This window comes from Eubacterium aggregans (genome assembly GCF_900107815.1).
Classification (GTDB): domain Bacteria; phylum Bacillota; class Clostridia; order Eubacteriales; family Eubacteriaceae; genus Eubacterium_O; species Eubacterium_O aggregans.
On sequence record NZ_FNRK01000006.1, the window covers coordinates 66,275 to 85,816 of the forward strand.

Genomic DNA, 19,542 nt, shown 5'->3' on the forward strand with positions numbered 1-19,542 from the left:
TCCCTATTACTCCAAAATTGCGCCCTTATTGGCAGAAGACACAGACTTGGCGTAACGGGCCAGGTAACCCTTGGTCACATTGGGAGCCTTAGGTGTCCAGTTTTCCCGGCGTCGGGCCATTTCCTCATCACTGACCTTCAAATCCAGCTTTCGAGCCGGAATGTCAATGGCAATCATATCACCATCCTGGACAAAGGCAATGGGCCCACCGGAAGCGGCTTCCGGAGAAACATGGCCGATGCAGGCTCCCCGGGTGGCGCCACTAAAACGACCATCGGTAATCAGAGCAACGCTATTGCCAAGGCCCATCCCCATAATGGCTGCCGTGGGAGCCAGCATTTCCCGCATCCCCGGACCACCCTTAGGGCCTTCGTAGCGGATGACGATGACATCTCCCGCCGCAATTTTTCCGGCATTGATGGCTGCTTGGGCTTCTTCTTCACTTTCAAAAACCCGAGCTGGACCTTCGTGAACCAACATCTCCGGTAAAACCGCAGATTGTTTGACCACGGCGGTATCCGGAGCAAGGCTTCCCTTTAACATGGCTAAGCCTCCGGTTGGGGTGAAGGGATGATTTACAGGGCGGATGACTTCGGGGTTGCGATTAAGGACCCCTGCAATATTTTCGCCGACGGTTTTTCCCGTAACGGAGAGACAGTCCGTGTGAAGGAGGCCCAGCTTATTGATTTCGGCCATGACCGCATAAATCCCCCCGGCTTCGTTGAGATCTTCCATATAGGTGGGACCCGCCGGTGCCAGGTGGCATAAGTTCGGGGTTTTCGCCGAGATAGCGTTGACCATATCCGCATTGATTTCAACCCCACACTCGTGGGCAATGGCAGGTAAATGGAGCATGGAGTTGGTGGAACAGCCTAGGGCCATATCCATGGTGAGGGCATTTTCAAAGGCATCCTCGGTCATGACATCCAGGGGGCGAATATCCCTCTTTAGCATTTCCATCACCTGCATCCCTGCCTTCTTAGCCAGACGGATGCGTTCGGAATACACCGCTGGAATGGTGCCATTGCCCCGGAGCCCCATGCCCAGAACCTCGGTGAGGCAATTCATGCTGTTAGCCGTGTACATCCCGGAGCAGGACCCACAGGTGGGACAGACATCACAGGCAAATTCCTCAAGCTTTTCATCATCAATCTTTCCGGCGTTGTATTCCCCCACCGCTTCAAACATGCTGGATAAGCTGCGCTTCTGACCATCCACATGCCCGGCCAGCATTGGCCCACCGGAAACAAAGGTGGTGGGAATATTCAGACGTGCTGCAGCCATGAGGAGGCCAGGGACGTTTTTATCACAATTGGGAATCATCACCAGGGCGTCAAAGGCGTGGGCCATGGCCATGGCTTCCGTAGAGTCCGCAATGAGCTGGCGGGTCACCAGGGAATATTTCATCCCAATGTGACCCATGGCGATGCCGTCACACACGGCAATGGCGGGAAACTCAATGGGGGTTCCCCCCGCTGCCCGGACGCCAGCCTTCACCGCGTCACAAATCTTATCCAGGTTCATATGCCCCGGTACGATTTCGTTATAGGAATTCACCACCCCGACCAGGGGGCGGCTTAGCTCTTCTTCAGTATATCCTAAAGCGCGAAAGAGTGACCGGGCCGGTGCACATTTGGCACCTTGGGTAACAGCATCACTTCTCATATTGATTCTCTCCTTTTTTTTGTTTACGTTAGGCCAGGTTTTCGATAACCTTATTCCCCATTTCGATACAGCCAATGACTGTTTCGCCGGGTACAGCGATATCTCCGGTGCGCCATCCCTGGGCCAAGGTCTTCTTAACCGCCCCTTCAATGGCAGCGGCTTCAGCCTCTAAGTTCAGGGAATACCGCAGCAGCATGACTACAGACAGTATGGTGGCAATGGGGTTTGCCTTATCCTCTCCGGCAATATCCGGAGCGGAGCCGTGGATGGGCTCATACATTCCAAAGGTTCCCTCACCCAGACTGGCAGAAGGCAGCATCCCAATGGACCCCGTAAGCATGCTGGATTCATCAGAAAGGATATCTCCAAAGAGATTCCCCGTGAGGATGACATCGAATTGCTTGGGATTGATGACCAGCTGCATCGCTGCGTTATCCACGTACAGGTATTCCACTGCAACCTCCGGATAATTCGCTGCGACCTCCGTGACGATCTTACGCCAAAGTCTTGAGGTTTCCAGCACATTGGCCTTGTCCACACAGTGGAGTTTTTTCCCCCGCTTCATGGCAGATTCAAAGCCCACCCGGGCAATGCGTTCAATCTCCATACGGGAGTAATTCATGAGATCCGAGGCGTATTCGTCCCCGTCCCGCTTCTTTTCTCCAAAATACACATCTCCGGTGAGCTCCCGTACCGTCAGGATATCCATCCCATCTCCGATGATTTCAGGCTTTAAGGGCGAGGCATCTCGCAGCTCCTCAAAAAGGATGGCCGGACGCAGATTGGCAAAAAGGCCCAGGGCCTTCCGAATTCCCAAAAGCCCAGCTTCTGGGCGTTTGTCCCCAGCCAGATGGTCCCACTTGGGGCCGCCCATAGCACCTAAAAGTACCGCATCGCTGGCTTTACAAATATCCACAGTTTCCTGGGGCAGGGGCGTACCGCAGGCATCGATGGCCGCACCACCGGCTAAAACATTGGTGAGATCAAACTGGTGGCCGTATTTTTCCCCAATAACACCGAGGACCTTGGTGCTGGCCTCTACAATTTCAGGGCCGATTCCATCGCCCTTGATGACTGCTATTTTATATTGCATTAAAATTTCTCCTTAATTTATCACTTATGCCATAAACCCATTGGCCGGATCGTTGATATAGTTCACCAAGCCGCCAGCAGCGATGAGCTTCTGCATAAATTCCGGGAAAGCCTGGCCTTGGAAGGACTGACCCTTGGTGACATCGGTAATGATGCCAGAATCGAAATCCACCTCCACGGTATCCCCAGCTTCGATGACAGCTACGGCTTCCGGGCATTCCAGAATGGGCAGTCCAATATTGATGGAATTGCGATAAAAAATTCGGGCAAAGCTATTGGCAATGACACAGGATACTCCAGAAGCCTTAATGGAAATAGGGGCGTGTTCCCGGGAGGAGCCACAACCAAAATTATCGTCTGCCACAATAATGTCACCCTGGTGAACATTGCTCACAAACCCGGTGTCGATATCCTCCATACAATGCTTAGCCAATTCCAGTGGATCACTGGTATTTAAATAACGGGCAGGGATAATGACATCCGTATCCACGTTGTCGCCATAGCGGAAAACTTGACCTTTTGCGTTCATTGATGACCTCCTTATACTTCGTCAGGACCGGCGATACGGCCTAAAATTGCAGATGCTGCCGCCACTTCCGGGCTGGCCAGGTACACTTCAGAGTCCACGTGGCCCATACGGCCTACAAAATTCCGATTGGTGGTGGACACACAGCGTTCCCCTGCTGCCAGGATCCCCATATGGCCCCCTAAACAGGGCCCGCAAGTGGGGGTGGATACCGTGGCACCGCACTCAATGAAATCCTTCAAATAACCGGCTTCCATGAGTTCCAGATAGATCTTCTGGGTGGCTGGAATGATGAGGACCCGAACGCCCTTCTTAACCTTCTTGCCCTTCATCAGCACAGCGGCTTTCTCAAAGTCAGAAAAACGCCCGTTGGTGCAGGAACCGATGACCACCTGGTCAATAACAACCGGTTCTTTGATTTCATCAATGGTCTTTGTATTTTCCGGAAGGTGTGGGAAAGCGACTGTGGGGCGCAGCATCCCCAAATCAATCTCTAAAACCTGAATATACTGGGCATCCTCATCCGCTTCGTAAACAGTGTATGGCTTTTCGCCGTGGGCGTTCATATACGCCACTGTCTGATCATCCACAGGGAAAATCCCGTTTTTCCCGCCCGCTTCAATGGCCATATTGGCCACGGTAAAGCGGTCATCCATAGTCAGAGCAGCCACACCGGGTCCCGTGAATTCCATGGACTCATACAGGGCACCATCCACGCCAATTTTTCCAATGATATGAAGGATAAGGTCCTTTCCGGATACCCCCTTGGCAAAGGTGCCGGTAAGGTTGATTTTAATAGCAGCCGGCACTTTGAACCAGGCCTTACCCGTAGCCATTCCCACGGCCATATCGGTGGAACCCACTCCAGTAGAGAAAGCCCCTAAAGCCCCATAGGTACAGGTATGGGAATCGGCCCCAATGACCACATCCCCGGCAACCACCAGACCCTTTTCAGGCAGAAGGGCATGCTCCACTCCCATCTCTCCAATTTCAAAATAGTTGGTAATGGCCTGGTCACAGGCAAAGCAACGGACCTGTTTACATTGTTCCGCAGCCTTAATATCCTTATTCGGTGCAAAATGGTCCGGTACCAGGGCAATTTTTTCTTTATCAAAAACAACCTCTGTGTCAATGTTCTGGAACACGTTGATGGCCACAGGGCCGGTAATATCGTTCGCCAGCACCAGGTCCAAATTCGCCATGATGAGATCTCCGGCTTTCACGGATTCAACCCCAGCATGGGCTGCTAGAATCTTCTGCGTCATTGTCATTCCCATAAATTTACGTTCTCCTTCAAAAGAATTTAGTTTCGCTATATTAAATTATATGCCTTAAGCTGACGCTCCATATCTGAGAGCAGCTTGTATTCGATGGAATCCACCAATGCGATAAGGCTTGCCTCGATGACATCGGTAGAAACACCCACATTCGTCCAGATATCCTGGCCATCGGTGCTCTCAATAAGAACCCGGACCTTAGACGCCGTAGCCCCCTTATCGATAACCCGAACCTTGAAATCCGTCAAGCGCAGCTCCTTTATTTTTGGGAAAAAATCCTCGAGGGCGGTGCGCAGAGCCTTGTCCAAGGCATTCACCGGACCATCCCCCTCGGCGGCATTAACCGCCTCTTTTCCCTCCACATTCACCTTAACGATGGCGGAGGAGCTCAGGGCTCGGCCAGCCACCGGCTTTTCACCAATGGTCTTAAAGTCCTCAATGGTGAAGAAAGGCTTGAATTTTCCCAGTTCCTTCCGAATCAGAAGGCGGACACTGCTTTCAGCGCCCTCGAATTGATATCCCTGGTACTCCAGCTCCTTAATCCGGTTCATAACCCGGGTGGTCTCTTCGGACTTTTTGGTGATAGAGGGATCGATATCGTTGATAATCTTAATAATGGTACTCCGTCCGGAAACCTCGGACATCAGGATGCGCCGCTCATTGCCCACGGCCTCCGGCTGGATATGTTCGAAAGACCGGGGTGCCTTAAGCACCGCATCAATGTGCATTCCGCCCTTATGGGCGAAGGCGCTCTTCCCAACAAAAGGCTCTCTTCCAGAAAGGGTAAAGTTGGAGATTTCAGCAATACGGATAGCTGCACTGGTCATACGTTCCAGGGAGCCCTGGGGCAAACAGGCATAGCCCATCTTGAGTTGGAGGTTTGGGATGATGCTGGATAAATTGGCATTCCCACAGCGCTCTCCATAGCCCAGAAATGTCCCTTGGACCTGTCTGGCCCCGGCCCTCACCGCAGACAGGCTGCAGGCCACTCCGAGACCGCTATCATTGTGACAATGGATGCCGATTTCAGTCTTCACCGCTCCCTTAACCACCGTCAGAATTTCGGCAATTTCCTCAGGGAGGGTTCCCCCGTTGGTATCACACAGCGCCAGGGTAGTCGCGCCTCCCCGCTCGGCAGCCTGAAGCACCGCCAGGGCATAGTCGGGGTCCAGCTTGTAGCCATCAAAAAAGTGCTCAGCATCAAAGATGACTTCCTTTCCCTGGGATACCAAATAGGCCATGGTGTCCTCAATCATTATCAGGTTTTCTTCCAGAGTGGTCTTGATGATTTCGGTGATATGAAAGGTTGATGATTTACCAAAGACCGCCACCACTGGCGTTCCAGCATCCACTAGGGCCTTTAAATTGGCATCTTCATCCACTGGGATACCACTGCGCCGGGTGCTGCCAAAGGCACACAGCCTGGCGTGCTCGAGGGTGAGATCCGAAAGGGCTTCAAAGAAGGCGATATCCTTGGGGTTAGACCCTGGATTTCCCGCTTCAATGATATCCACCCCCAGCTTATCCAGGGTGAGGACGATCCGCAGCTTATCCTCCACTGAGAAGGAAATACCCTCAGCCTGGGCCCCGTCCCGGAGGGTGGAGTCAAAAATTGTGATTTTATCTGCCATATAGTCACCTCGTTTCTCCCAGGGCAGTTGGGGGTTATGTTTAAAAGAAGGGGCTGTCACACGATTGTGTGGCAGCCCTCAAGATATTGAAGGGTGGGGAGCGCTCGGTAAGGGCTTGGGGTCCGTAGCAAATCTTCTAAACAGTTGCCCTTCCCGTACTATACCACCCGTGCTACAAGAGTACGGCGGTTATATGAACCGCAAACCGCCGCCCCACCGCACAGAGCCAGGCGAACAAACCGCCCAATCCCAGCTCACAGCCAGGACTACTACCAATTCTGACTTATTTGTTTTCTGACGCCCAGCTCATCATGTGGCGGAGTTCGGCGCCAACTTTTTCCAACTGCTGATCGGCTTCAATGCGGCGTTTGGCGTTGAAGTATGGACGATTAGCGCGATTTTCAAGGATCCATTTGTTGGCAAAGGTGCCTTCCTGGATTTCCTTTAAGACCTGCTTCATAGCCCGTTTGGATTCATCGTTGATGATGCGGTCCCCAGTGACATAATCTCCATATTCAGCAGTATCCGAGATGGAATAACGCATATATTTGAAACCACCCTGGAAAATTAAGTCAACAATAAGCTTCATTTCATGAATGCATTCAAAGTATGCAGATTCCGGTTCGTAGCCGGCTTCTACCAAAGTTTCAAACCCAGCCTTCATAAGGGCCGTCACTCCACCACAGAGGACAGCCTGTTCACCAAAGAGATCCGTTTCAGTTTCTTCACGGAAGGTTGTTTCCAGGATACCCCCACGGGATCCACCAATCCCAGCAGCATAGGCTAAGCCGATATCATGGGTATTCCCAGCATAATCCTTTTCCACAGCGATTAAGCAAGGAACCCCTTTGCCTTCCACATACTGACTGCGGACGGTATGGCCTGGTCCCTTGGGAGCGATCATGAAGATATTAACGCCTTCGGGAGGGACAATCTGCTTGAAATGGACATTGAAACCATGGGCAAAAGCCAGGTAAGCCCCTTCTTTTAAAAAGGGAGCAATGCTCTTTTTATAAACAGCAGCCTGAACTTCGTCGGGTAACAAGATCATAACCACATCGGCATCCTTAACAGCATCTTCAGTATTCATCACCGTAAGACCCGCAGCTTCTGCCTTGGCTTTTGACTTGCTGCCTTCATACAGCCCCACGACCACATCAACGCCAGAATCCTTGAGATTCAGAGCATGGGCATGGCCCTGGCTGCCGTAGCCGATGATGGCCACACGTTTTCCGTCTAATAAGCTTAAGTTACAATCCTTGTCATAAAATAATGTTGCCATTTTATTCCTCCTAAAATGTTTGAATTCAATTTATATAAAAAAACCGTCCCTCGTATAGTTCGTATACAAGAGACGGACATTATATACCCGTGGTACCACTCTTCTTCAGCAAGACCTTTCGGTTCTGCCCTCTTCAGGTCGGAAAATTCTCAACCCTAGCCCCGTTAACGTGGAGCGCATCCATAGATGCAACGGCCTTTCCTACCACCCCTACGGGTTTCGGATTGGCAGCTCCAGGGTGATTATTCCATGCTGCTTCTGTGCCGATATTCCACCATTCACCGGCTCTCTGTAAAGAAGCTTCCAGCATCTTTCTCCCTGTCATCGCTGTTCATTATTTGACTATACTAAGATTATAACACTCTTCTAAAGAATGTCAAGAAGATTGTATACAATTTTTACGCTTCCATAATTCCAATGACATCTGGAACAACAAACTCGGCATCAGTACAGGCTTTGATATCTTCTACAGTATAGTTCGGTGCCAATTCCCGAAGGGTAAGGCCCTGAGAGTCAACAGAAAAATAACAGCGTTCTGTCACAATATCCGTCACACAACGGGCTCCAGTGAGAGGTAATGTACATTTCTTTAAAATTTTAGAAGCACCACTCTTTTCACAATGATCCGTCGCCACCACAATTTTCTTGACGCCAGCACACAAATCCATGGCACCTCCCATCCCTGGAGCCAGCTTACCCGGGATCGTCCAATTGGCGATATTCCCCTCCTGGTCTACCTGGAGCGTCCCCAGAATAGTGGCATCCACATGGCCACCGCGGATATAAGCAAAGGACTGGGCATGGTCACACACACTCCCACCAGGAATGATCGAAGCAGGCTGCCCACCAGCATCTATGAGATCTGGGTCAGCATCTGCCCAGCGTGGAGACGCCCCACACCCCACAATACCAATTTCTGCTTCTAGCCATAGGTCAACACCTTCAGGCAGGTAATTAACACAAAGCATTGGAAGACCGATACCCAAATTGACAAAATCCCCATCTTTAAAAAATTTTGCACAGCGGGCTGCAATGAGCGCGCGTCCAGTGAGTGCTGTCATGCCTTCGTCCCTCCTTTAGCTTCTTCTTTCGCTGCCGCCTTGGCTTCCGCTTTGGCACGATTACGCTGCCACATGGGACAGAAAGTACGTTCACTTTGTCGGAGGTAAATCATATCGATAACTGGAGCCGGCACATCAATGTCCTCAGGCCCCAATTCTCCGACATCTACCACTTCTTCCACTTCAACAATGACCCAATCTGCAGCCAACGCCATATAACTATTGGTGGCCCGGCCCACATAACGGAATTGGATATTGCCAGCAGTATCAGCCCTCCAGGCCTTTATAAGGGCGATATCTTCATGAAGTGGCAGTTCTAAAAGATAAGGCTTACCGTCGATGACCAAACGTGTTTTTCCCTCTTCTACATCGGTCCCGACACCTGTTGGGGTCAGTACCCCACCCAGACCAGCACCGCCACACCGAATGCGTTCTGCAAAGGTTCCTTGGGGAATAAATTCCACATCTAATTCCCCGGCGAACATCTGTTGCCCTGCTTCGGGATTAAGGCCAATATGGGTTGTCTTTAAGCTACGGACCTGATGGTTATGAATCAGTTTCCCCAAGCCCTGGTCTTGCATTCCGCCACTAACGGCAATGGCATCGATATTAGTAATTCCCTTCTCTAAAAGGCCGTCAATGAGCTCATCTGCAGCCAATTCTCCATGCCAATCCCCAAACAAAATCGTTTGTCCATCTTTAAAGGGGGTAAGAGCTTCTTCAAACGTAACAACTTTGTTTTTCATACACTCCTCCTACGCACCCGTAAAGGCAGCCTTACGTTTTTCCATAAAGGCAGAAACGCCCTCCTGGAAATCCCTGGAAGCGGCACATTCCCGCTGGGTCGGAATTTCGCACTCATCTAAATAGTGCTTGTAATCCAGGAACGCCGCTTCGTAAATCTGCTTTTTGATATTTTTGTAAGAAAGGGATGGTCCTGCAGCAAATTTAGCAGCCAACTTCATAACAGCCCCATCGAGCTCTTCCCCTGGTACTACCTGGTACACAATACCGGCATCCTGAGCTTCCTGAGCACTTAAGGGGCGTCCGGTTGCGCACAAAGCCATCGCTTGCTTTTCTCCCAATTCTTTGACCAACAGGTAACTTCCCCCTGTATCGGGAACCAATCCCAAATTTACAAAAGCCATAATAAATTTAGCGTTTTCTGAACAGACAATAAAATCAGCAGACAGGGCAAGGCTCACGCCGGCACCGGCAGCAGAGCCACTGACTTGGGCAATGACGAGCTTACTCATACGCTTGAGGCCATCGGTAACGACGCCCACTTTGGCAATAAGGCCATCCATATTAACGTCCCCACCACCTTGAATGAGATCGTAGAAGTATCCAATATCACCCCCAGCAGAGAATGCCTTTTCACCGCCCTTTAGAACCAGCACCTTTACATCAGAATCCTTTTCTGCAGCCTCTACCACTGCCATGAGCTCATCCGCCATCACCTCGTCAATGGCGTTTAAGTTCTTTTTAAAATCCATTTGGGCGACGGCAATGCCAGCATCCACCGAATACTTGATCTTTGTCAGTTCCATCATCCTACTCCTTTGTATGATTGTTCTTTATGGTAAGCATACCATCTTTTTCCAGTATTGTTAGCCTTTTCATCAAAGGGCGATTCTTAGAGATACCCCAATATCTACCGTCTTTTTCCAAAAAATTCCTGGAGGAGTGACTGACATTCGAGCTCCCCAATTCCCTGTATAATTGTCATATCCTTGGGAAGCATGGGATGGGCCCCCAACTGAGCCGTGGTTTCTACACTGCCGTAGCGTTCTTCCCAAGTCCCATAAACTAAGGTGGATATTCTAGCCTGGATAACAGCACCCATACACATTGGACAAGGCTCCGCCGTTACATAAAGTGTACAATCCGTCAAGCGCCAATTTCCCAAGGTTTCTGCCGCCTGACGGATCGCAAGCATCTCAGCATGGGCAGTAGGATCCTTTGTGACTTCCTTACGATTGTGTCCTCGACCAATAATAGTACCATCCAAAACCACAACAGCTCCGACGGGGACCTCTCCTTCATCCGCTGCAAGGCGGGCTTCTGTCAGGGCCATTTCTATATAATCCCGATGAGTGCGCCTTTTTTTTACTTCCTCATTGTAAATATTGCAAGGTCCCTTCGTCTCTTCCGCCTCTTTGTAGAGTCCTGCCGGAACATCTTCCTTGGAGATAAGGATCATCCCTCCACAAGCTGGAATGCTAATAGCACCGTCTAGATCATACTCTCGGACCTCGGTTTCCAAAAGATTAACAACAATCCCATAAAAATTCTCGTTTTGAATGAGCACTGGTGTTTTCTCAATATTGAAAAGCACCAGCACCGTCTGGTTGCCCTGATGACGTTTAAATCCGAATTGGCCATTGGTCACAAATAATTGGACGTAATCTCCTTGGGTTATGGCCGATAAGACGCCTCGGATATGTCCTAAACGGGCAATGTATTGATACAACCCAGACCGGGGATCAAAATGCATACTTTCAGCACAGGGCCGCAGTGGAGCATCCGTTCCCTGCCCCTTACGGCCCTTTGCCCCTTGTTCACTGCCGTAATACACATTTGGGATACCAGGGATTGTGTAAAGCATGAGATACAGCAGGGGCAGGAGGCACTCGTTCTCTAGGGTGCTGGCCACCCGGTCCACATCGTGATTGTCCACAAAATTTGCCGTGGTCACGCCTTCTAAAAGTCCTCCCCTAGCAAACAGTCGGTTTAGAGAATAGGCGATTTCAAAGTAATTGTGATCCTTCAGACTGGAATACATTCCTTTGTAGTCCTCGTAATTCGTGACGGCATCCATGCCCCCATCCCTAATAAGCCGTCCGTAATAGTCGGCGTGTACGCATTCCCCCAGAAAGAAGAAATGGGCATCTTTCCCCCGAATAAAATCGGAAAGCTCCCGGAGGAACCCCAAATCCATTACGTTAGCGGCATCCATTCGCAGGCCATCAATCCCAAAGGACTCCATCCAAAAGGCCGCTGTGTCCTTTAAATATCCTCGGACTTCGGGGTTACGGAGGTTTAATTTCACCAGGTTATCACACCCTGCCCAGTCATCATAGCGGAAGCCATCACCATAACGGTTATCCTCCCAGAAATTAACCCCGGAGAACCAGTCAACGTACCGGGAGGCCTCCCGATTTACCTTTAAATCCCCAAAGGCAAAAAAATCCCGCCCCACATGATTAAAGACACAGTCGAGAATAACAGCGATCCCTGCTGTGTGGAGGGTGTTCACCAGAATTTTCAGATCATCATTGGTTCCCAGGCGAGGATCAACAGTACGGTAATCGATGGTGTCATAGCCATGGGAAACGGCGGAGAACAACGGCCCCAAAAGCAAGGCATTGATCCCCATCCCCTTTAGGTAAGGGATTAGCTCAATAATTTTAGAGAGCCGATGGCATAAACCGCCGCACTGATTCTGCAGTTCTTCTGCACCGCAAAAGCCTAGGGTGAAGATGTGGTATATTTGATAATTACGATAATCCATAGGAACCTCCTTAGATTTTATTTGTTTATTTTACCATAACCATAATAAAGTAACCTATCTCTATCTCACAAAATGATAGTCTCTTCCTAGCGTAAGGCCATTATTTAGTATACGTAAAAAAAGAGCACCCCGAGGGATGCTCTTCTACACTTACCACCAAAAAGTGGTTATTATTCTTCGTTACGCTTTACATAACCAGCATAGCGTTCTTCTGCTTCTTCCTGTGCCTTGGCGTACAGTTCGTCTGCGATATCCGGGAAAGCCCGACGCAGGGAATTGTAGCGGACTTCGGAACCAATGAAATCCTGGAACTTGGAGAAATCCGGTGTCTTGGAATCCAGGCTGAAGGGATGTTCAGCTTCTGGATTGAAGTGGTACAGATGCCAGTAACCACAATCCACAGCGGCTTTTTCGTGGGACTGGGTCTTACCCATGCCTCCCTTGATGCCGTGGTTGATACACGGTGCATAGCCAATGATCAGGGATGGTCCCTTGTAGGCTTCTGCTTCCTTAAGAACCTTCATGAACTGATTCTTATCCGCACCCATGGCCACCTGTGCTACATAGACATAGCCATAAGTTGCTGCAATCATACCCAGATCCTTCTTCTTGATCCGTTCGCCAGAAGCAGCAAACTGAGCAATAGCAGCGGTTGGGGTTGACTTGGAAGCCTGACCACCGGTGTTGGAATACACTTCTGTATCCAGTACGAAGACATTGATATCCTGCTTGGAAGCCAACACATGGTCTAAGCCACCGAAACCAATATCGTATGCCCAGCCGTCACCGCCGAATACCCAGACGGATTTCTTTACGAAGTGATCCGCATTGTCCTTAACAAATTTCACCTTATCGGAGAGCTCGCAGTTACATTCAAAGCCAGCTAAAGCAGCCTTTAATTCTCTGGAAGCAACTTTAGAGCCTTCAGCATCATCCATATTTTCAATCCAGTTTTTAGCCGCAGTTGCTACATTTTCTGGAGCCTTTTCTGCGATTTCGCCTAAGTAGCTGGCAATGGTCGAACGGATAGCCTTAACACCCTGGAGCATCCCAAAACCAAATTCTGCATTATCTTCAAACAAAGAGTTACAGAAGGTTGGGCCCTGGCCCTGGGCATTCTTACAGTATGGAGAAGCCGGAGCGGAGGCACCCCAGATGGAAGAGCAACCAGTAGCATTGGCAATCATCATCCGATCCCCATAAAGTTGGGTAACGGCCTTAATGTATGGTGTTTCACCACAACCTGCGCAAGCGCCGGAGAATTCAAGAAGCGGCTGGCAGAACTGGCTGCCCTTGACGCTGTACTTATCCATCTTATCATCCTTCACCGGAACGCTCATGGCGTAATCCCAGTTCGCCTGTTCAGGCATTTGGGTGGCGATGGGTTCTAAGGTTAACGCCTTAGTCTTCGCGATACAGGCGTCCACACAGTTGCCGCAACCGGTACAATCCAAAGGATCTACCTGGATGCGGTAGCTTAAGCCTGCCAGAGCCTTCCCGTTTGCCTTAATGGTGGTAAAGGATTCCGGTGCAGCGGCCTTTTCTTCTTCGGTCAGAAGAACCGGACGGATGGCAGCATGAGGACAGACAAAGGAACACTGGTTACACTGGATACAATTGTCAGCGTTCCACTTCGGCACGTTGACGGCAATCCCACGTTTTTCAAAAGCAGCGGTTCCAGCCATCCAGGTCCCATCTTCATTTCCGACAAAAGCAGAAACTGGAATCGTATCCCCTTCAAAACGGCCAATGGGACGGACGACTTCTTCCACAAATTTGGGGTCGTTTGCCTTGGCTTTAGGAGCGTCTTCTGCCGTTGCCCAGGAAGCCGGCACATCGTATTTCTTTAAGATGGAGGGATCAATCCCAGCATCCACAGCCTTGTAGTTCATTTCGACAATCTTATCGCCCTTATGGCCATAGGATTTCTTAATCCCTTCCTTAGAGAACTTCACCGCATCTTCGATGGGGATAATGTCCGCCAATTTAAAGAAGGCAGCCTGCATAATCATATTGGTCCGACGGCCCAGGCCGATTTTTTCAGCAGCCGCAGTAGCATTGATAGTATAGAACTGGATATCGTTCTGTGCGATGTAACGCTTCATGTGAGCGGGCAGCTGACGATCAATTTCTGCGTCATCCCATACAGTATTAAGCAGGAATGAACCGCCCTTGCGCAGACCCTTTAACAGGTCATAGGTGTGCACGTAGGATTCAGTAGAGCAAGAAATGAAGTCTGAATTGGACACCAGGTAAGGTGACTTAATGGGCTTTTTCCCAAAACGCAGATGGGAGCAAGTAATCCCTCCGGATTTCTTGGAGTCATAATCGAAGTAGCCCTGAGCATACAAATCGGTATGGTCCCCAATGATCTTGATGGCGTTCTTATTGGCACCGACGGTTCCGTCAGAGCCCAATCCCCAGAATTTACAGGCAGTAGTGCCTTCGGGAACAGTGTTGATGTTTTCGCCGATTTCAAGGTTGGTGAAGGTCACATCATCCACGATCCCAATGGTAAACTTATCCTTGGGTTCAGCGGCACGCATGTTGTCATACACCGCCACAATCTGAGCCGGTGTGGTGTCCTTGGAGGATAAGCCATAACGGCCAGCAATAATGGAGGGGGCATCCTTTTGACCAAAGTAAACGGTACAGATATCCTGATACAGAGGATCACCCAATGCGCCAGGTTCCTTGGTCCGGTCTAACACACAGAGGCGTTTCACGGAAGCAGGCATTACCTTGAGTAGATATTCTGGAGCGAAAGGACGGAAAAGGTGCACTTTGATGACACCCAGTTTTTCACCCTTAGCAGCCAGATAATCAATGGTTTCTTCAATGGTATCTGTCACAGAACCCATGGCCACGATGACGTCTTCGGCGTCTTCCGGTCCATAGTAATTGAACAGATGGTATTCCCGACCAGTTTCTTCGGAAATCTTTGCCATATAGTCTTCCACGATGGCCGGTACGGCGTCGTAGAATTTGTTACAGGCTTCACGAGCCTGGAAGTAGATATCCCCATTCTGAGCGGTCCCACGGGTTACCGGATGTTCCGGATTTAAAGCGTGGTCACGGAAAGCCTGAACGGCATCCCAGTCAAGGAGTTTTTTATAAACATCGTAATCCATGACTTCCACCTTAGACACTTCATGGGAGGTTCTAAACCCATCAAAGAAATGCATAAAGGGAACCTTAGATTTAATGGCAGCCAGATGGGCAACCCCACCTAAGTCCATGACTTCCTGAACGGAGCCAGTGGCCAGCATGGCAAACCCGGTCTGGCGGCAAGCCATGACATCGCCATGATCCCCAAAAATAGAGAGGGCATGAGCAGCCAGGGTACGGGCAGACACATGGAAAACACCGGGGAGTAATTCACCGGCAATTTTATACATATTCGGAATCATCAGGAGCAAGCCCTGGGAAGCGGTGAAAGTCGTCGTTAACGCACCTGCGGCTAAAGATCCGTGGACCGCACCAGCAGCACCACCTTCAGACTGCAGCTCTGAAACCTTAACGGTTTCACCAAAGATATTTTTCATTCCCTTCGCGGCCCAAGCATCCACGTGCTCAGCCATTGGTGAAGAAGGGGTAATCGGGAAAATCCCGGCGACTTCGGTAAAAGCGTAAGCTACGTGAGCCGCGGCCTGATTACCATCCATCGTCATCATCTTTTTAGACATAGTTCCTCCTTAAAATCGCAATTACTGCATTTGTAATAGATTTTAGTACAAATTTTTACCATAAATAATTATATCACACTTCATTTTACCTGTATACAAACAAATAGAGATAAAAAATTGTCAGTTTTTTCGTTTTGTAAGTCGATATCAGAGGCGTAAATCGGCAAATTTCTGCTCTATGGCCTCAATAACCGCCTTCAGCACCCGAATTCTGGCATAGTACTTATCATTGCCCTCTACGATAATCCAGGGTGCTGCGGTTGTGGAGGTACGCAGCAGCATCCGGTCCACCGCTACGGTGTAGGCATCCCACTTCTTCCGGTTTCGCCAATCCTCCTCAGTGATCTTCCACTGCTTATCCGGGTCGGCCTCCCGCTCTTTAAAGCGACGCTCCTGTTCCTCGGGGGTAATGTTCATCCAGAACTTAAGGACGACGGCCCCAAAATCCGTTAGCTGCTTTTCAAAATCGTTGATTTCAGAAAAGGCCCGGTCATATTCCGCCAGCGTACAAAAGCCCTCAATGGGCTCCACCATAACCCGGCCATACCAGGTACGGTCATAAATGCTGAAATGCCCTTGCTTCGGCACCGTCCGCCAAAACCGCCACAGCCAATTATGGCTCAGCTCTTCCTGGGTTGGTGCCGCCGTGGGATGGACCTGATATCCCCGGGGGTCTAGATTCTGGCACAGACGCTTGATGGCTCCCCCTTTACCGCCAGCATCCCAGCCTTCAAAGCCCAGAACTACAGGAATCCGCCGACGATAAATATCGTACTCTAGCGTACGCAGGCGTTTCTGACAGGTGGCCAGCTCCTTTTTGTAGGCCTTCCGATCAAGATGATGGTCCATATCGACGCCACTGAGTATGGCCGTCCCCAAAGGATCATCCCCAGCAGTAATCAGTGGCCGATAAACCGGCTTTTCTGCGGCCTCCACCTTGGCAATGGCTTCCGTCAGGCGCTGGGCCAGCAGGCTATACACCTTTAGGCCAGCATACGCCTTATCCTCCCCCTCGATAATCTCCCAGGGAGCACAGTCGCTATCCGTTGCTTCCAGGGCTGTATCATATCGGGCTGCCAGTGCTTTATAGCGTGCATTTTCAGCCCAATCTGAATCCGTAACCCGCCAGCGGGTGGCCTTGCGGGCTTCCAGTTTTTTAAAGCGCCTACGCTGTTCCTTACGGCTGATATGGACAAAAAATTTTACAATAAGGGTACCACTGGCGGAAAGAGTCGCCTCAAATTCATTGGCTTCGGCAAGCATCAGCTGATAGTCAGCACCCTGGAGATCTGGCTGGTGGACCAAATCGGAGTAATAGCTGCTATCCAGGATGGCCATCCGTCCCTTTGGTGGTGTCTTCATCCAATACCGCCATAAAAAAGGCCGGTTGGCTTCATCATCATTGACGGTCCGCTTGCAATTGTACACCGTAAAGCTCCGGGGATCCAGGGGAATCATCAGATCGTTAATGAGGGTCCCCTTCCCTGCTGCATCCCAGCCATCAAAGAGGATCATCACCGGGATGCCCAGCGACTTTACCCGCCGCTGGCATTCCCCCAGCTTAAGGGCCAGAGCTTTCTTTTCCAGCTTACGCTGGGCCCATTCCTCCTTCGTCAATCCAACCTTTACATTCACCTGATCAAGCATACAGACCTCCTTTTTCTTTTTATTTTTTTGGACACAAACTGACATCTTTAGTTTACTTCTTTTAGCTGAAATTCAGCTTGGACCATGATATAATATAAAAAAAAGAAAAGAGGTAGATTCCATGAAAATCGCAGGATTCATCATCAGCATCGTCTCATTCATCATCGCCACCACCGCCCTGGTCATCGGTAGTGCCGCCCTGGCTAAACGGTAGGTCTTGATGCAAAACACCCACTGGCATTTGGCTTCCAGTGGGGTGTTTGAGTTTTGTCCCTAGGAATTCAGTGAATAAATCGTGATTCCGTTGAATAGCAGCACATTCTTGGTGAGCATGGCATATTCCATGAGATCCGACTCAAAGGGCCGGTTGGCAAAGACACCGTACACCCGCTCGTAATCCTTATAGGCCCGCAGCTCCTTAATTTCCTCACATTTATCTACAAAGGCTTCGTAGTCCGCCTTGGTGTAAGCTTCGCCTCGATAGGCACAATCCCCAAGGAAGAGACACTTTCTCGTATTATCGATTCCTACAATATCCACCGCCGTCGCTTTATTAAAGAAGGAGCCCACGGTATCACAATTAATGGGGATGGTCTTTTGTTTACAGGCCACCAGTAGTATTTCCACTGCCACCTTTTTAAACCAGGCCTGAATATACTCCTCGAACCCAGCCATCAGCTGCTCCATAGCCACACGATCCTGTCCTGCGGTGATCTGCTGATAGCTTGGAAAAACAAAGGTATACCAAAAGCACAGCAAAGGGTCAGCAATCTGATATTCCACGGCTTTGCTAAAGGAAAATTTCTTTTCGATGATGGAGGTGTTCCGGGCCACGAAGCCGAGGGACAGCAGATTACCCATCAGATCCTCTACGCCCCCATTTTTGTACCCACAGAGCGCCGCAATATCGGCAATGGTGGCAGCGCCAGAGGCCATGGCGGACAGTACCGAATGATATTCCGTTGGGTCCATCACCTCATTTTCAATGAGTTTTACCGGCTCGTCCAGTAAATCGCCATAGGGATTGAGAAAAAAATCCCCAATGGCTGAGATGAACTCCTCCATCTCAATACATTCTCTAAAATATTCCCAATACCTTGGAACCCCACCGACGATGGCATACAACATCATCAGCTGGTTAAAGTCATGATGGGGAAAATCCTTCATCAGCTCAACAAAGGTGACCTGCTTTAAGGAAATCCGATGGGTAAGACGCCCCATAAAGGACTTACTCTTTTCTGACATATTGAGGAGCAGCCGTCCTGTGGGAACAATCAGAACCACCATCACGAAATTTGGTTTCAAGATATTCTCCCAGGCATGGCGAAACACGCTGAGGATCCCCGGATCCGCCTGGACCAGGAAATTGAAATTATCAATGATGAGAACTTTCCGCTCCGTCCCTGGACGATCAGCAAAGAGCCGCAGCATATCCTTCCAGGCATTGGTTGTCTGAGCACTCGCTTTGGATGCCCCGCCACAATAATCGATAAAGGCCTTTTCAAAAGCCCGACGGTTCATGACATCCGATACATTCCCTGCCGAAAAATACAACGCCTGCTTCCCTTCCGCAAAGGCCTGTGCCAGCGTGGTCTTCCCAATATATTTACGCCCATCCAACAAAATGAAAGCATCCTGGGATGCCCAAGCGTTCTGAAGCTTCTGGAGCTCTTTTCTCCGACCGATGAATTGCATTGCTTGCCCTCCTTGTAAACTATAATTATCTTTTATTTTATCATGTATCCGGCCATGCGTCCAATGGAATTGCCAAGGGCTTAATGAGATCTGAGACCATCCCCTGCTTTTCAAGAATATAAACTCATTTTGCCGCGTACAAATAAAGAGAAAAGGACTGTCGATTCACGACAGCCCCTCACTTCATTAAAATATCGGACCGTTAAACTTAGCGCCACAGTCTTCGCCTTCACAAACCCAATCCTTCCCGACACCGACTACCTTCGCACCACAGACGGGGCACTTTCCAACACCGCCTTCGGGCCAATGGAATTCAGACAACTCCATTTCAATGAACGTATCCGGGCCATCCTGGATTTTCTTGAATTTAAGTATGGGTTGAGACTCTCTCACTGCTACCAGCTCCTTCACTTTTTTAAATTATCTTATCATATCTCTCGATTCATGAAAAGATAAAAACTAAACG

Annotated in this window: 14 protein-coding genes; all 14 read right to left on the bottom strand. The window is 49.8% G+C overall.

All coding sequences use genetic code 11. The annotated features are described in order from the left end of the window. Positions 1–6: 6 nt before the first annotated feature. Positions 7–1,665 carry a dihydroxy-acid dehydratase gene (ilvD, locus tag BLW33_RS04865; RefSeq protein ID WP_090305894.1) on the bottom strand — a complete coding sequence of 553 codons (1,659 nt, stop codon included), beginning with the start codon at positions 1,663–1,665 and terminating at the stop codon, positions 7–9. 28 nt (positions 1,666–1,693) lie between these two features. Beyond that, positions 1,694–2,758 carry a 3-isopropylmalate dehydrogenase gene (gene leuB / locus BLW33_RS04870; RefSeq protein WP_090305897.1) on the bottom strand — a complete coding sequence of 355 codons (1,065 nt, stop codon included), beginning with the start codon at positions 2,756–2,758 and terminating at the stop codon, positions 1,694–1,696. Between the two features lie 24 nt (positions 2,759–2,782). Further along, a complete protein-coding gene (leuD, locus tag BLW33_RS04875; RefSeq protein WP_090246588.1) occupies positions 2,783–3,286 on the bottom strand; it encodes a 3-isopropylmalate dehydratase small subunit in 504 nt (167 codons plus the stop codon). A gap of 11 nt (positions 3,287–3,297) precedes the next feature. Beyond that, positions 3,298–4,560 carry a 3-isopropylmalate dehydratase large subunit gene (gene leuC / locus BLW33_RS04880; RefSeq protein ID WP_090305899.1) on the bottom strand — a complete coding sequence of 421 codons (1,263 nt, stop codon included), beginning with the start codon at positions 4,558–4,560 and terminating at the stop codon, positions 3,298–3,300. A 35-nt stretch (positions 4,561–4,595) separates the two neighbouring features. Continuing rightward, positions 4,596–6,191, bottom strand: coding sequence for a citramalate synthase (gene cimA / locus BLW33_RS04885; protein WP_090305901.1), 1,596 nt, complete (start codon positions 6,189–6,191; stop codon positions 4,596–4,598). Between the two features lie 283 nt (positions 6,192–6,474). Continuing rightward, entirely contained in the window at positions 6,475–7,473 is a 999-nt protein-coding gene (gene ilvC, locus BLW33_RS04890; RefSeq protein ID WP_090246593.1) for a ketol-acid reductoisomerase, read from the bottom strand. A 398-nt stretch (positions 7,474–7,871) separates the two neighbouring features. Next, a complete protein-coding gene (locus BLW33_RS04895) occupies positions 7,872–8,534 on the bottom strand; it encodes a 3-oxoacid CoA-transferase subunit B (protein WP_090305905.1) in 663 nt (220 codons plus the stop codon). Beyond that, a complete protein-coding gene (locus BLW33_RS04900; RefSeq protein WP_090305907.1) occupies positions 8,531–9,280 on the bottom strand; it encodes a 3-oxoacid CoA-transferase subunit A in 750 nt (249 codons plus the stop codon). Before BLW33_RS04900 ends, BLW33_RS04895 begins: the two co-directional genes overlap by 4 nt. 9 nt (positions 9,281–9,289) lie before the next feature. Further along, the gene (locus BLW33_RS04905; RefSeq protein WP_242911596.1) at positions 9,290–10,087 is read right to left on the bottom strand and encodes an enoyl-CoA hydratase/isomerase family protein; all 798 of its coding nucleotides are present in this window, start codon (positions 10,085–10,087) and stop codon (positions 9,290–9,292) included. 101 nt (positions 10,088–10,188) lie between these two features. Next, the gene (locus tag BLW33_RS04910) at positions 10,189–12,048 is read right to left on the bottom strand and encodes an alpha-amylase family glycosyl hydrolase (RefSeq protein ID WP_090305910.1); all 1,860 of its coding nucleotides are present in this window, start codon (positions 12,046–12,048) and stop codon (positions 10,189–10,191) included. 170 nt (positions 12,049–12,218) lie between these two features. Further along, on the bottom strand, positions 12,219–15,734 hold the full coding sequence (gene nifJ, locus BLW33_RS04915; RefSeq protein ID WP_090305912.1) for a pyruvate:ferredoxin (flavodoxin) oxidoreductase: 3,516 nt from the start codon (positions 15,732–15,734) through the stop codon (positions 12,219–12,221). 147 nt (positions 15,735–15,881) lie between these two features. Continuing rightward, positions 15,882–17,381 carry a polyphosphate:AMP phosphotransferase gene (gene pap / locus BLW33_RS04920; RefSeq protein WP_090306022.1) on the bottom strand — a complete coding sequence of 500 codons (1,500 nt, stop codon included), beginning with the start codon at positions 17,379–17,381 and terminating at the stop codon, positions 15,882–15,884. Between the two features lie 273 nt (positions 17,382–17,654). Then, positions 17,655–19,076 (bottom strand): ATP-binding protein, encoded by a 1,422-nt coding sequence (locus BLW33_RS04925; RefSeq protein ID WP_090305915.1) that lies wholly within the window; start codon positions 19,074–19,076, stop codon positions 17,655–17,657. Between the two features lie 186 nt (positions 19,077–19,262). Then, complete coding sequence (locus BLW33_RS04930; RefSeq protein ID WP_090246287.1) at positions 19,263–19,469, bottom strand: hypothetical protein; 207 nt, start codon at positions 19,467–19,469, stop codon at positions 19,263–19,265. Positions 19,470–19,542 lie beyond the last annotated feature (73 nt).

Coding starts and splice junctions, on each gene's coding strand:
- pap (WP_090306022.1), bottom strand. CDS start 17,381: ATGCTTGATCAGGTGAATGTAAAGGTTGGATTGACGAAGGAGGAATGG.
- leuD (WP_090246588.1), bottom strand. CDS start 3,286: ATGAACGCAAAAGGTCAAGTTTTCCGCTATGGCGACAACGTGGATACG.
- leuC (WP_090305899.1), bottom strand. CDS start 4,560: ATGGGAATGACAATGACGCAGAAGATTCTAGCAGCCCATGCTGGGGTT.
- nifJ (WP_090305912.1), bottom strand. CDS start 15,734: ATGTCTAAAAAGATGATGACGATGGATGGTAATCAGGCCGCGGCTCAC.
- BLW33_RS04905 (WP_242911596.1), bottom strand. CDS start 10,087: ATGATGGAACTGACAAAGATCAAGTATTCGGTGGATGCTGGCATTGCC.
- BLW33_RS04900 (WP_090305907.1), bottom strand. CDS start 9,280: ATGAAAAACAAAGTTGTTACGTTTGAAGAAGCTCTTACCCCCTTTAAA.
- BLW33_RS04910 (WP_090305910.1), bottom strand. CDS start 12,048: ATGGATTATCGTAATTATCAAATATACCACATCTTCACCCTAGGCTTT.
- ilvD (WP_090305894.1), bottom strand. CDS start 1,665: ATGAGAAGTGATGCTGTTACCCAAGGTGCCAAATGTGCACCGGCCCGG.
- BLW33_RS04895 (WP_090305905.1), bottom strand. CDS start 8,534: ATGACAGCACTCACTGGACGCGCGCTCATTGCAGCCCGCTGTGCAAAA.
- BLW33_RS04925 (WP_090305915.1), bottom strand. CDS start 19,076: ATGCAATTCATCGGTCGGAGAAAAGAGCTCCAGAAGCTTCAGAACGCT.
- ilvC (WP_090246593.1), bottom strand. CDS start 7,473: ATGGCAACATTATTTTATGACAAGGATTGTAACTTAAGCTTATTAGAC.
- leuB (WP_090305897.1), bottom strand. CDS start 2,758: ATGCAATATAAAATAGCAGTCATCAAGGGCGATGGAATCGGCCCTGAA.
- cimA (WP_090305901.1), bottom strand. CDS start 6,191: ATGGCAGATAAAATCACAATTTTTGACTCCACCCTCCGGGACGGGGCC.